General features: G+C 58.5%; 10 protein-coding genes. 1 reads left to right on the top strand and 9 read right to left on the bottom strand.

From position 1 onward, the window contains the following. Window positions 1-2 precede the first annotated feature (2 nt). Genes AC2FJZ_RS00115 through AC2FJZ_RS00140 form a run of 6 tightly spaced genes read right to left on the bottom strand, consistent with a single transcriptional unit; the run spans window position 3 to window position 6,009 of the window. Entirely contained in the window at window positions 3-758 is a 756-nt protein-coding gene (locus AC2FJZ_RS00115) for a polysaccharide deacetylase family protein (protein ID WP_496775638.1), read from the bottom strand. Next, window positions 755-1,897: a glycosyltransferase family protein gene (locus tag AC2FJZ_RS00120; protein ID WP_496775639.1), complete on the bottom strand. Its 1,143-nt coding sequence runs from the start codon at window positions 1,895-1,897 to the stop codon at window positions 755-757. The genes AC2FJZ_RS00115 and AC2FJZ_RS00120 overlap by 4 nt, the downstream gene beginning before the upstream one ends. Beyond that, complete coding sequence (locus AC2FJZ_RS00125) at window positions 1,894-2,478, bottom strand: histidine phosphatase family protein (RefSeq protein WP_496775640.1); 585 nt, start codon at window positions 2,476-2,478, stop codon at window positions 1,894-1,896. The genes AC2FJZ_RS00120 and AC2FJZ_RS00125 overlap by 4 nt, the downstream gene beginning before the upstream one ends. Then, window positions 2,475-3,551 (bottom strand): glycosyltransferase family 4 protein, encoded by a 1,077-nt coding sequence (locus tag AC2FJZ_RS00130; RefSeq protein ID WP_496775641.1) that lies wholly within the window; start codon window positions 3,549-3,551, stop codon window positions 2,475-2,477. Before AC2FJZ_RS00130 ends, AC2FJZ_RS00125 begins: the two co-directional genes overlap by 4 nt. Further along, window positions 3,551-4,798 carry a glycosyltransferase family 4 protein gene (locus AC2FJZ_RS00135; RefSeq protein ID WP_496775642.1) on the bottom strand — a complete coding sequence of 416 codons (1,248 nt, stop codon included), beginning with the start codon at window positions 4,796-4,798 and terminating at the stop codon, window positions 3,551-3,553. The genes AC2FJZ_RS00130 and AC2FJZ_RS00135 overlap by 1 nt, the downstream gene beginning before the upstream one ends. Further along, a complete protein-coding gene (locus tag AC2FJZ_RS00140; RefSeq protein ID WP_496775643.1) occupies window positions 4,795-6,009 on the bottom strand; it encodes a glycosyltransferase family protein in 1,215 nt (404 codons plus the stop codon). Before AC2FJZ_RS00140 ends, AC2FJZ_RS00135 begins: the two co-directional genes overlap by 4 nt. 391 nt (window positions 6,010-6,400) lie before the next feature. Here AC2FJZ_RS00140 and AC2FJZ_RS00145 point away from each other — a divergent pair, with 391 nt between their 5' ends. Further along, entirely contained in the window at window positions 6,401-8,782 is a 2,382-nt protein-coding gene (locus tag AC2FJZ_RS00145) for a mechanosensitive ion channel domain-containing protein (RefSeq protein ID WP_496775644.1), read from the top strand. 87 nt (window positions 8,783-8,869) lie between these two features. Here AC2FJZ_RS00145 and AC2FJZ_RS00150 read toward each other — a convergent pair whose 3' ends face one another. From AC2FJZ_RS00150 to AC2FJZ_RS00160, 3 genes are read right to left on the bottom strand one after another with little or no spacing between them, the layout of a single operon-like run. Continuing rightward, window positions 8,870-10,225, bottom strand: a complete 1,356-nt coding sequence (locus AC2FJZ_RS00150) for a CoA transferase (protein ID WP_496775645.1) — start codon at window positions 10,223-10,225, stop codon at window positions 8,870-8,872. Beyond that, window positions 10,222-11,376, bottom strand: coding sequence for an ABC transporter permease (locus AC2FJZ_RS00155; protein WP_496775646.1), 1,155 nt, complete (start codon window positions 11,374-11,376; stop codon window positions 10,222-10,224). Before AC2FJZ_RS00155 ends, AC2FJZ_RS00150 begins: the two co-directional genes overlap by 4 nt. Then, window positions 11,373-12,401 (bottom strand): ABC transporter permease, encoded by a 1,029-nt coding sequence (locus AC2FJZ_RS00160; protein WP_050603070.1) that lies wholly within the window; start codon window positions 12,399-12,401, stop codon window positions 11,373-11,375. Before AC2FJZ_RS00160 ends, AC2FJZ_RS00155 begins: the two co-directional genes overlap by 4 nt.

A 12,401-nucleotide genomic window follows, 5' to 3' on the forward strand; every position in this document is an offset into this window, starting at 1 on the left:
CCTTATTTGTTCATCGGTGCGACCCAGGCCGTGGCAGGGCCATTCAATAATTTGCGCAGCAGGGCCTCGGTAAAGGTCCAGATGCCCTGATCATGAACCAGATGATGGGTCAATACGCCAAATGGTTCTGCGTTGTCTGTGCGTCCTTCGCGCCGGTCCCGTAACAGACCAACTGTTTGCGCGATCAGGATATCGGGATTGATCAGCCCGCGTGTGCCGCGCCAGTCAATCGGGTCAAGATGCGTGTTGACCTGTTCGAGACCCGGTGCGGCAAAGTGTGTTTTGCGGGGCGTTGATGTGGACAGGATACGAAAGCCCACAGAGGGAAGCTGCGCAGCCATCTCCGGCGCAATGCGGTTCCATGGGGGAACGAACATGGGCCGCACATTGTCATCGAACAGCATACCCAGACGTGCCATCCCTGCCTTTGCATCTTCAACCATAAGGTCCAATGGTCGATTAAGCCGGAACTCGGCCTTCTTCTCTCCCTTTGGTGCGTGGTTCGCGTGGGCCCAGCCGTGAATCACAGGAACCAAAGAGGGTCGGTCCGCGACATACTCGGCCAACGCCGGGGTAGCGTCCTTGGGAATGACAGCCAAATGCACGGGTAGACCTAATTTCTCGGAGATTTCAGCCAACTGGTCCAGCTGCGGCGTCGGAGCGATGGCGTCATCATCACGCCACCAGAGCGGCAATGACATACCCGACGCACGCCAGTGATCCAGTTCCGTGTTCAAAGGCTGCCAATCAGGGGTCATGCACTCTGCCCCAGCAGTCGTTTGGCGATGCGCACGCTTTGGGCGGCTCCGTCAAAGCCAAAATCCTGCTTTGTGCGGGGACCATCGGCAAGGATGCGTTCAACTGCTTGGGCCAGTGTGGTTCCGCTCAGGTGCCGACTTTCAAGCACTTCTATTGCGGACAGACCCGACAGGCTTTGCCCACGCAAGCCTTGTTCAACTTCTTTGCCGTCATCGAATGGTACAAAAACCGCAGGCGTGCCGCATTGCAGAATATCCATGGCGGTGTTGTAGCCACACATGCTGACCGAGGCCGCGGCGTGCGGCAGCATCTGACGAAAGTCCGGGCGCACCGGTTCAAGGATGACCGAGGTTCCTTTGGCCTGTTCCGAAAGGTCCGCAATCCGCGCCTTCGCATCTGTCCCGCCCACCAACAGGCGCCAGCGCCTGTTGGGAATCTGGCGGGCGGCCTCGATGGCCGCGCGAAAGATCGGTTGCCCCACGGACCCGCCGCCAGCGCTGACCAGAATTTCACCATCACCCACCGCATCCGGGTGAGGTTGAGGTAATTCAGGCGCGGCAAAGCCAGTATAGTGCAACCGGTCTGCTAGTTGATCTGACACCGGCCAGCTGACCGACAGAGGTGTCACGCTTTCGGTCGAGTGAACCAGGACGCCGTCATAATAACGAGTTACGATGTCGTCCGCGCGCTCCACTTTGGCGGGATTCGAAGGCGGGGCCAGAATGTCCCGGATCGATCCCAGAATAACCGGGGGTACCGGCAGCTCTGTTGCTGTGCTCAATGCTGCGTCGAACTCGGCAGTCAGAGATCGGCGGCCAAAGGGATAAAGCTCGGTGATCAACACCTGCGGATGGAACGTCTTTACGGCCTGCACCAGGGCCGTCATCCGCGCCGCATGATAGTTGGCATCGGCCTCTTCGCCGGTTTGGGTCAGCAAGCGGGTGAAGTTGGTGCCATCCGACCTTAAGGGGGGCAGGCCAAACAGGGTCATTCCACTGCTGTCCAACTGAGGCGCAGGCATACCTCCTGAGACCACCATGACCTCGTGACCATCATCCCGAAAGGCGCGCCCAAGGGTCAACGCACGGCTGAGATGCCCTGTTCCCAACAGGTGTGTGACGATGATCATCACCCTCATTGCAGGGGCTCGCGTTTTTCAAGACGAACAGGGTCGGGGTCGGCGGTCATGGTGTTCATATCGACGATATACAGCCTATTGCGTTTGATCTTGAAGGGGGCAGAACCCGCAAAGTTCCAACCCCACGCTTGGGCCAGAATGACCCGCATGATGCCGATGTGGCAGACTGCCACCGTGTCGTGTTGCAGCGCGGACAACCAGGGGCGCAACCGGTCGCGCACATTCGCCGGGCTTTCCCCGTTTGGCGGGCGGAAGTCCCAACTCCAATCCTCGATATGCTTATAACCGTTTGTGGTATCAGCGATCAGATCGACGCCGCGCTGACCCTCCCAATCACCCCAGTTCATCTCGGTCAGCGCGTCTGATGTCTGCGGGCTGCGGCCCGAGACGATTTGGGCCGTCTCATAGGCACGCTGCAACGGGCTGGACCAGATGTCGGCCTTTGTCCAGTCGTCCGGCAGGCGATAGCCCGACAGTTCGGATCGCGCGCCATCGTCCAGGGGTATGTCGCTGCGACCCTGTATCTGACCGGCGCGGTTCCAATGTGTGTGCCCATGGCGAAGCAGCGCAAGCTTAGTCATGACGTCTCCTTCAACAAAGGGCGGAGGATTGCCCAAAGACGGGCAGTGGCTAGTGGCAAAAGGTGGTGGTCAGCCACATAGCTGCGTGCAGCCGCGCCGAGGGAGCGGCGCAGCGGTGCGTCCTCCAGCAGAGTTTGCAGGTGGTTTGCAAAGCCTTGCGCCCCTGCGTCAACCGAAGGGTAGGTTGCAGGGGCCAGCACATCCCGCACGCCCGGTCGATCTTGCGCAAGCACGGGCAGGCCCGCAGCCTGCGCCTCGAGGTAGATCATACCGTAAGCCTCGTTCACACCGGGCCAAACCAGCAGAGAGGCGTGTTCATAGGCCGTTTGCAGTGCATTCCGATCGAGCTGACCCAGAAAGCTGACCTTTTCTCCGAACGGGGCCATCAGGGCCTCGACTTCAGGTCGTGCGGGCCCATCCCCGGCAATGTTCAGGTGCCAATCACCTGCCAGGTGCGAAAGCGCTTCGGCTAAGATCTGGTAAGAGGCCAGCTTGTCCCCGTGGCGCATCATGCCAACGGTCAGCATTGGTCCTTCCCCGCCTGTTGCTGGCGGCAGCCCGGATACCGGCAGAAAGGGCGGCAACTCGATCAAAACCTGATCGCCAAAGCGATCCCGTTCCAATGTGATCAGGTCGTTGGCGGTGTGATAAAAAATGACGTCGGCGGCGTCGCAGGCCCGATGTGCGGCGGCGGCAAAATCCGCCCAAGGCCCGGTCAACCTGCTGGATGCGCGGGTGCTTTCCAACTGCACATAGGGAATGCCGCGAGCCTTGCTGACCTGCGGACCCAACAAATCGGGGGCTTTGTAATAGTTGTGATACGTCACCCAAAGGGCTGTATCGGATGGCAGGTCGGTAGTTAACTTCTGGGCTTCCTTTTTTACCGCATGCTGCAAGGCGCGTTGCAGCTTCGGATCGCCGTTCTTGTCGTAGATCCTAAGGTCTGAGACCAGATCAACCGTGTCGCCTTCGGCAGCGAGGGCCTTGATGAGGTTCCGCGCCATTTCGCGGTCGCCCGAGGGGGTCGGGCTGTTGGGGGATTTCATCGGTGCATAAAATGCGACCCGTGCCATCAGGCGTTTTCCATGCACATGGCGTTCAGACGTTTCGAGAGATGGGCGATTCCCGGGTCCATCTGAAACTCGGCAATCAGTCGATCATATGCCGCACCCGCCATTCGGGCTGCCTGTTGCGGATCGTTGGCCAGTGCTTCAATGGCTGCCGCCAGCGCAGTCGGATCGTCGTCAGACAGGATGCCATGCGTTTCGGTTTCGATGAATTCCGGGATTGCCGAGACCGGGGTCGAAAGGATCGGCAATAGCTGAGATGCCGCCTCCATCAACACGTTCGGCAACCCGTCACGATCTCCATCTGCCGCAATACGGCTGGGCAGTACAAACAGATCGGCCCTTCGCATCGCCTCGATCACCTCGGGCTGATCACAGGCCCCTTTCCAGGTGATGCGATCTGCGATGCCAACTGCGCGCGCCTGCGCGCGCAGGGTATCGCCCAAACCGCCGCCGCCGATATGGGTCCAATGCCAGTCCAAAGTGTCAGGCAGCAAGGCAAAAGCTGCGATCAACCGATCGAACCCTTTTTTCTCAACCAGCCGCCCGACCGAGATCATGTGGAAAGGACCGTTTGCGGCGCGCAACGTGCGCGTCGGCGGGGCAGGAAACCGTGACAGGTCAAGACCGTGATAGATCAGGTCCATACGATTGGAGTCATCCGCCAGACCCCGCAGATGCTCGGCCCCGATGGCCGTGCAGGTGGCGCCGAACGTGGCCCCATATGTTGCAGCCTGCAGCTTTTCACGCTTTTCCCATTCGGGTGATGTCCAGATGTCCTTGGCGTGGGCAGAGAAACTCCACGGCAATCCGCGCATGATCGCGGCGTATCGGGCAACCGATGAAGGCGTATGCATGAAGTGCGCATAAAGTCCCAGAACTTCGCGGGGGAGTTCAGCGGCCAGAACACAGGCTTGCCCGAAGCGTCGGATGCGATTTGGTGTCAAGTCGCGGCGCAAGTCCTGCCGCCAAATCCGGTAAGCCTCGGCATAGCCGGGCATGGCTTGCGCAATCGCACGCGCCGCCCACACACGCTGTGGCTCCTGATAAAGGTATTCCGGCAGGTAACGAACCTGCCCGGTGAAGCGGTCGTGCAGGGGATGGCGCTTGGTATCGGTTGGGTGACGCAGTGACCAGATGTCGAACCGATGGCCCGCGTCCTGCAGGGCGACAAGTTCTTGGGCAATAAATGTTTCGGACAGTCGCGGCCAACCTTTGACCACAACCGCCAACGTAGGGACGTCTGAATTCATCCGGTGGCTCGTTCCTGTTCCCAGGTCAGCAGGTCGTCGATGCGGTCGGTGACGTAATCCAGCCCGTCCAGCAAACCGGTCTGGATGGCCTGTGATGGCAGGGATTGCTCTGACAGGCTGCGGATCGCGCGGATCATCGCCTCGGGGGTCAGGCCGTCACGATGTTCGTCCAGCATTTTGACCAAGCCCAACTCTTCTGCGCGTGAGGCGCGAATCCACTGCTCCAACCGAGGCGTGGTGCGGGGGACGATGACGGCGCGTTTGTCGAAGGACAGAACCTCACAAAAGGTGTTGTAGCCGCCCATGCACACAACACCTTCGGCCCCTGCAAACAGCGTTTCGATCTGGGATTCAAACCCGACCGCGGTCACACGCCCGTTTAGCGCGGCGACCCGGGTTTCGAAGTCTTCGCGCAATTCGCCCGACAGGAAGGGGCCATAAACCAGCATTGCGCGCGGAGACAGGTTTGGATCCTTCTCGTAAGCAGACAAGACAAGGTTCACCATCGCCTTACCGTCGCCGCCACCACCGGGGGTGATCAGGATATAGGGCTGTTCGGGTGGTTCACCCACGGGGCCAAGATCCCGGCGCAGGTATCCCGTCCAATGAATGCGGGATTGCGCGTTTGAACTGAGCGGCAAGCCTTGGGTCGGGTCATAGATCGACTTCAACCCATAGACCCAGATTTCGTGATAGAAACGCTCGGTCGCCTCAACAGATTCTTTGCGGGTCCACTCGGTGGCCAAAACTTCGGGTTCGTCCAGAACGTCACGCAACCCAAGCACCATTTTCGTGCCGCCGTTCCGTTCCAGATAATTCAGCGTTGGCAACAGCTCACCCCGGAACCCGGTCGGTTCTTTATCGACGATCAGCACATCGGGTTCGAATTGCTGAACGGCCGTCTGAATCAGGCCCGAGCGCAGTTCGGTCACCTCTTCGATGCCCATTCCGATTGTACGTGCTGCGTAAGAGCCATCGGCGCGCTTGGTCACGCCGGGCAGTCTCACGTGATCGACGCGGCGGGGAAATGTAAAACGGCCTGCGACCGGAGATCCGGTCAGGATAAGCGCCGACGCACTTGGGTCGGCCTGTGTGATCGCAGCAGCCAAAGCCCGCGACCGGCGCAAGTGGCCGAGCCCAAACGTGTCATGGCTGTAAAACAGGATACGCGGCGCGCGGTCCGTTTTGGAGGTGGTGGTGCCTAGGCTCATAGAGTTGCCCGTCTTCTTGATCTCGGTGCGAAACCCGCGCGTTTGCAAGCGTTATCGTATATTCTTTGGCTCTGCTTGCCAAAGGCGGAAATGCGTCCCTGCAAATGTTCTAAGCATTGCGATTTGGCAACAGCATATTGACGAATTAGCGACATATTGCACCAAAGCTTCGGAAAGATCACAAGAGGATCACTATAATCACCGACATACAGACACGCGCGAACTATGCTATGTCATATTCAATTTTCGCCAGATTGAAAATAGCTGCCAAAAGACTGTGCGCCAAGAACACGCCTAAACACGATCTTGAGACAGTAATGTGCGAGTGTTTGAACTGCCTTCAACGCTTCACTATTCTGACCCGCATCGGAAAAACTGGATGTAAGACCCTATGAAAAATACCTTTCTGGCCGCAATACTATTGGCTCTATGGGCTTTCGTCCTGGCGTTTCCAGCTGGTGTTTCAGCACAAACGTCCCTGATCCCCGGATATGGCTCGGGGTCGAGCAGCACGTCCGATACCGCACCGGAAAGCGACCTCGCTACCGCAATCCGCGCGGCCAGCGAGGCAGGCGCAAGCGTCATTGTCATAGACAGTACTGGTCAGGTCGTGACAACGGCAGGCGGAGCTGAAGCCAGCTCGGCCGAGGGCGGCGGCGCGTCGAACAACCCCATGGGTGACGGATCGCAGCTGATGAAGGCGCAGGAGCGGTTCTCGAAATTCCGTGAGTCGATGCAATCTCGGCTTGAGGCGCTTCCTTATTCGGTGTTCGAAGTGAAGTATGTCCTGCGTCAGACCAGCCCGGACGGTCGCATTCAGACCTATGTAGAAGTTCTGGGCTGGAACGTTCTGTTTCTGTTGTTGGGGCGCTGGCTGTCTATAGAGATCTACGGAAAACGCTTCGCGCGCCGCTGGGTCGTGGCGCGGATCAAGGACGAACCACAGGGCTACCGTGAAAAGATGCCCTTCCTTTTGTTCCGGTTCCTGATGGGGATCGGAGCCACGGTTTTTGCCATGATCATGGCTCTGATCGTCGGGTATCTGTTTTTTGGCGAAGCAGGCGATATCTCGACCCAATTCACGGTCACGGCGATCTTCACGGCGTTTTTCCTGTCGCGCACCGTATCCGATTTGTGGCGGATGGTTCTGTCGCCTTATCTGAGCCAATACCGCCTGCCGCCCTTCTCGGATAAAAACGCGCGCAGGCTGTACATCTGGGCGTCCGCGCTGGCGACCTATGACATCACGGTTGTTCTCTTTTCGACCTGGGTCGCGGATTTTGGCCTGAACTACAACGTCTATGCCATGGTTTACGGTGGGCTGACGATGTTCGGTGCGTTGGGCAATGTTCTGATGATCCTGTTCAATGCCCGCGCCATCTCGAATGCTATTCGGGGCGGGCGAACTGCAGATCAGGTGTCTTGGCTGTTGCGCTTCGTATCCTTTGGCTGGGCGCCTGCTCTTATCGTTTATGTCGTATTCAGCTGGTTCCGCCTGGCCGTTGATCTGGCGTTGGAAAACCCGACACCGCTGCCCCTGATTGCAAGCAGCTATATGATTTTCATGTCTGTTGTAATCGCTTATGGCGCGATGAACTATCTGCTGGAGCGGTACTTCGACCGCTCGCGCATGATCGACGAGATAAATGTAGAAACCACCGCTGAGGATGAAGATGCCGAGCCGGCGGAAACGCCGGAATCCGAGCAGCGCAAACAGTACCTTCTGACGTATGAAGATTTGGCCCGTCGCGTAGCTGGAATCTTGGCCTTTGTCATCGGCGCCTACGCGCTTGTGGTGATTTGGTATCCCGATGCGGACTGGAGCCAGGACCTGCTGGTCGAACGTGCATTGGATGTGATGGTCATCATCTTCATCGGCTACATTCTCTTCCACTTCTTCCGCATCTGGATCGACAGCAAGATTGCCGAAGAGGTCGATGACGGAACCGAGGCTGAACTGGGCGATGAAGGCGGCGAAGGCGGTCAAAGCCGTCTTGCAACCCTGTTGCCCTTGTTCCGTGGCGCGATTTTGGCCGTTGTCGTTGTGACGATTGTATTGATCGTTCTGCTGGAGCTGGGCATCAATGTCAGCCCATTGTTTGCGGGTGCCGGTGTGGTAGGTCTGGCCGTAGGCTTTGGGTCGCAAACACTTGTGCGCGACATCTTTTCGGGTGCGTTCTTCCTGTTGGATGATGCGTTCCGCAAAGGCGAATATATCGACATCGGGGATGTAAAGGGCACGGTCGAGAAGATCTCGGTCCGGTCCATGCAACTGCGGCACCATCTGGGTGCGCTGAACACTATTCCCTTTGGTGAGATCAAGGTGCTGACCAACTATTCCCGCGATTGGGTGATCATGAAGCTGCCGTTGCGCGTGACCTATGACACGGATGTCGAGAAGGTGCGCAAGTTGATCAAGAAACTGGGTCAGGAATTGCTGAGCGATCCAGTGATTGGAGACAACTTCATCCAGCCGCTGAAATCCCAGGGCGTGATTGAAATGCAGGATTCCGCGATGATTATCCGGGTCAAGTTCATGACCAAGCCGGGCGATCAGTGGTTGGTGCGCAAGAAGGTCTATCAGGAAATCCGCGAGCTGTTTGCCCGGGAAGGCATCAAGTTTGCCCATCGCGAAGTCACCGTCAGGCTGGCGGACGGAAAAGAGGCCGAGGATCTGACGCCGAAACAGCGTGAAGCCGTGACCGGTGCGGTACAGGCGGCAATTGACGAGGATTATCTGGACGATATCGGCCCGGGAGGTGACGACCGCTAGGCCGTTCGCCGCCATTTTGAGGAACGTCTCTGACGAGACGCCTCATGAAATGTTGGACCCAGTCGCGCGTTCCGCGCCGCGGTTGGGTTAACTGGCGGTAAAGGGCCAGACGGGCTTTGATGTGCCCAGTTTCGACGCAGGCAGATCCCAGCGCATTGATGCCTCACCGACTTGCAGGACAGGGTTGAGGCGATGACCGGGACCCCAGCCGGAGGCTTCTGGTTCCGCGTTGTAATCTTTAGACGTCGGATTGATTGGTGCTGCTTCGGCATCGTCCTTACCGAGCACGGCCAAAAGTTCAGCAGTTCGGGCAAGGGACAGGTGGGCGTGCATGATGGAGTTGCCCGATGCGGCCTCTGACAAGGCTGACAGAACGGCGGCAGCCATCAAATAACCTGTTGCGTGATCCAGGGCCTGAACCGGCAGGGGGGTCGGTTTGTCTGCCTGCGCCCAGCCCATGCCGGTATGGGCAATGCCCGCGCTCATCTGCACAAGGCTGTCAAAACCGCGCCGGGTGGACCACGGGCCCTGCCAGCCATAAGCATCCAGTGTGACTTCGATCCGGTTCGGAGCCAACTCGTCGCGTTTGGCCCGGGTCAGGCCCAAAGCGTCCAGCGCGCCGGGCCGATACCCATGTACAAATACATCCGCTTGAGACATCAGCTCTTGCAGCCGCTTCAGACCATCCTCTGCCTTCAGGTTCAGATAGGTACAGTGTTTCCCCAGCGAGATATCGGGGATCACCCCCGGTTCGTCCCAGTCTGGCGGGTCGATACGCAGGACCTCGGCCCCAAAACCGGCAAGTGTACGGGTCGAGACCGGACCGGCCAGAACCCGGGTCAGGTCAAGCACGCGTAGTCCCGCAAGCGGACGTTCGGCGGTTGCCTGCGGCCTATCGCGTAGATTGACATAGCGCGGCCCCTGCCAGCCAATCAGCGGATCGCGTGACACGGCACGGCCTTGCGGGTGTTCAAGCCACTCGGTGCGACTGCGCATGGCCGCTGCCACACCGCCTTCTGCGACGACAGTGGTTTCAAGATCCGCAATCGCCCAGGACTTAACGGCGTTTGTGACGGCTGCCCGCTCGGGCGGAGTGCCAAGGACTTTCAGTGCGGCCTCTCGGTGACGCGGCAAGTTGGTGTGCAGTCGGATCCACCCGTCTGAAGCCTTATAGTCGCCCGCGACCGCATCCCACAGGCTTGGCATGTCCCAACCGTCTGGTTTGAAGGAATAGCCGAACCAAAGAGAGGCCAGCCGGTGATCGACGATGACCTCTGGTTCCTTTGTGGACAGGTTGAGCGCTTGCATCAGTCGGGTCATTTGCTGACCTACAGTCGCAAAGCTGGCGGTGGCCAGCTCGGACACGGCGAAAGCGCTTGGAAGAGCGCCCGCGCCGACTTTGCGGTAGCTGTCCGTCGAAGGAAGAGTAGCTAGAAGGCTCATTGCTGATAGGGGTCCAGACTGTCGCGCAGCCCGTCACCCAGGAAGTTGAACGCCAGTACGATCACGATGATCGGCAGCATTGGAATGGCCGTCCACGGGTAGATCTCGATCGAGGCAAGGTTCTGTGCGTCATTCAGCATCACACCCCAGCTGACGGCAGGCGCACGCAATCCCAGCCCAAGGAAACTAAGCGCCGTTTCCCCCAGGATCATGGCCGGGATCGACAATGTGGCCGACGCGATCAGGTGTGACATGAAATTCGGTAGAAGGTGCTTTCGGATCACCCGGCCCGAACTTGCGCCCATCATCTCGGCCGCGCGCACATACTCCTCCTCGCGCAAAGACAGGAACTTGGCCCGGACTGAACGTGCGAGGCCTGGCCAGTCAAGGATGCCAAGGATGATTGAGATGATGAAGAAGACCGCGACGGGGCTCCAGTTCGACGGCACGGCGGCCGACAGAGCAAGCCACAGAGGCAGTTCCGGCAATGAGCGCAGGATCTCGATAACCCGGTTGATGATCCAATCTATACGCCCGCCGAAATAACCGGCTATCGACCCGAACAGGATGCCCAGAAAGAACGACACAGAAATACCAATCAAACCAACTGTCAGCGACAGTTGCGCGCCATAGAGGATACGGCTGAAGATATCGCGCCCCAGCCTGTCAGACCCCCACAGGAACAGAGTGGCACCTTCGGGAGGGCAGAACAGATGGGTGTCGGAGGCGATAAGACCGGCCAGCCAGTATTCGGATCCTTCGCAGAAGAACTTGATCGGGCGTGGGTCATCCGGGTCAGGGACAAACTTCCACTGGAATGTTTCCATGTCGGCCTCGGCGACGATGGGATAGACATGGGGGCCGATGAATTCGCCTTCGTGGAACCAGTGAACCGATTGTGGCGGGGCATAGAGGTGTTCGCCATTGCGATCATTGGGCCCGTACGGCGCTATAAACCCGGCAAAGGGCAGCATCAGATAACACAACAGCAGGAAAACGCCTGAGATCAGGCCAAGCTTGTGGGTTCGAAACTTGCGCCACACCAGCACCCAGTTAGGTGCATCCAGATCGGCGCGCTCCAACTGCTGAATGGAGGCTTGCGGATCGAACGGAGCGTCATCGACATAGCGATTGTCAGGGCGGTCGGTCATGCTTCGCGCCCCTCATATCGAATGCGTGGATCCAGCATCACCAGCAGGATATCGGAGATCATCGTACCGATCAGCGTCAGCAAGGCGACGAACATCAGGATGAAAGCTGAAAGGAACTGATCCTGCGTTTTCAACGCCGTCAGCAGCGTTGGGCCGATGGTTTGCAAACCCAGAACCACTGAAACCAGAACTGATCCCGACACCATCGACGGCAGCAGGTTGCCGATATCAGCCACGAAAGGGTTGAACGCCACACGAAGGGGGTATTTGGTCAGCATCCGCGATGGGGCCATGCCTTTGGCAATCGCTGTTTCCACGTAGGGCTTGCCAAGCTCGTCCAGCATATTCGCCCGCAGACGCTGCATCATCGCCGAGGCTCCCGAGGTGCCGATGACAAAGGTTGGCACGATCAAATGAATGAGGATGGACTTCAGTTTATCCCAACTCATAGGCTCGCCTTCGAACCTAGGATCCATCAGACCCCCGATGGGAAGATTGAAATATTGGTGTCCGTAGTAGAACAGGATCAGTGCCAGCAGGAAGTTCGGCGTCGCCAGACCCAGATACCCCACAAAGGCCGATGTGTAGTCGATCCATGTCCGCGACCGAGCAGCGGCGATCACGCCAAGGGGCAGAGCCACGGCATAGACAAACAGGATCGCGGCCAAATTGACCACCACTGTAAGCCAGAGGGTGTCGCCGACGATTTCGGAAACCGGGCGGTCAAATTCGAAAGACCAGCCATAGTTGCCCTGAATCAACCCAGAGAACCCGTGCGGCCCGGGCCAGAACCCGATCCAGATCAGGTATTGCTCCCAAATGGGGCGATCCAGGGCATATTCCGCGCGCAGAAACTCTGCCTTGGCTACGCCCGCAGACTGGCCGGATGCCTGAAGCTCGGCAATCTGGTTGCTCAGGTAGTCACCGGGCGGCAGGTTGATAATTGTGAAAACCATAACCGAAACCACCAACAGTGTCAGCAGCATCGTGAAAAAGCGATACACCGCATAGCGCAGCATGACCAT

Source organism: Ruegeria sp. CDSA079, from assembly GCF_059612245.1.

Bases quoted from the DNA above. Each gene is read 5' to 3' on its own strand.
- AC2FJZ_RS00125 (WP_496775640.1), bottom strand. From the start codon at position 2,478: ATGACTAAGCTTGCGCTGCTTCGCCATGGGCACACACATTGGAACCGC.
- AC2FJZ_RS00120 (WP_496775639.1), bottom strand. From the start codon at position 1,897: ATGAGGGTGATGATCATCGTCACACACCTGTTGGGAACAGGGCATCTC.
- AC2FJZ_RS00155 (WP_496775646.1), bottom strand. From the start codon at position 11,376: ATGACCGACCGCCCTGACAATCGCTATGTCGATGACGCTCCGTTCGAT.
- AC2FJZ_RS00150 (WP_496775645.1), bottom strand. From the start codon at position 10,225: ATGAGCCTTCTAGCTACTCTTCCTTCGACGGACAGCTACCGCAAAGTC.
- AC2FJZ_RS00130 (WP_496775641.1), bottom strand. From the start codon at position 3,551: ATGGCACGGGTCGCATTTTATGCACCGATGAAATCCCCCAACAGCCCG.
- AC2FJZ_RS00140 (WP_496775643.1), bottom strand. From the start codon at position 6,009: ATGAGCCTAGGCACCACCACCTCCAAAACGGACCGCGCGCCGCGTATC.
- AC2FJZ_RS00115 (WP_496775638.1), bottom strand. From the start codon at position 758: ATGACCCCTGATTGGCAGCCTTTGAACACGGAACTGGATCACTGGCGT.
- AC2FJZ_RS00160 (WP_050603070.1), bottom strand. From the start codon at position 12,401: ATGGTCATGCTGCGCTATGCGGTGTATCGCTTTTTCACGATGCTGCTG.
- AC2FJZ_RS00135 (WP_496775642.1), bottom strand. From the start codon at position 4,798: ATGAATTCAGACGTCCCTACGTTGGCGGTTGTGGTCAAAGGTTGGCCG.
- AC2FJZ_RS00145 (WP_496775644.1), top strand. From the start codon at position 6,401: ATGAAAAATACCTTTCTGGCCGCAATACTATTGGCTCTATGGGCTTTC.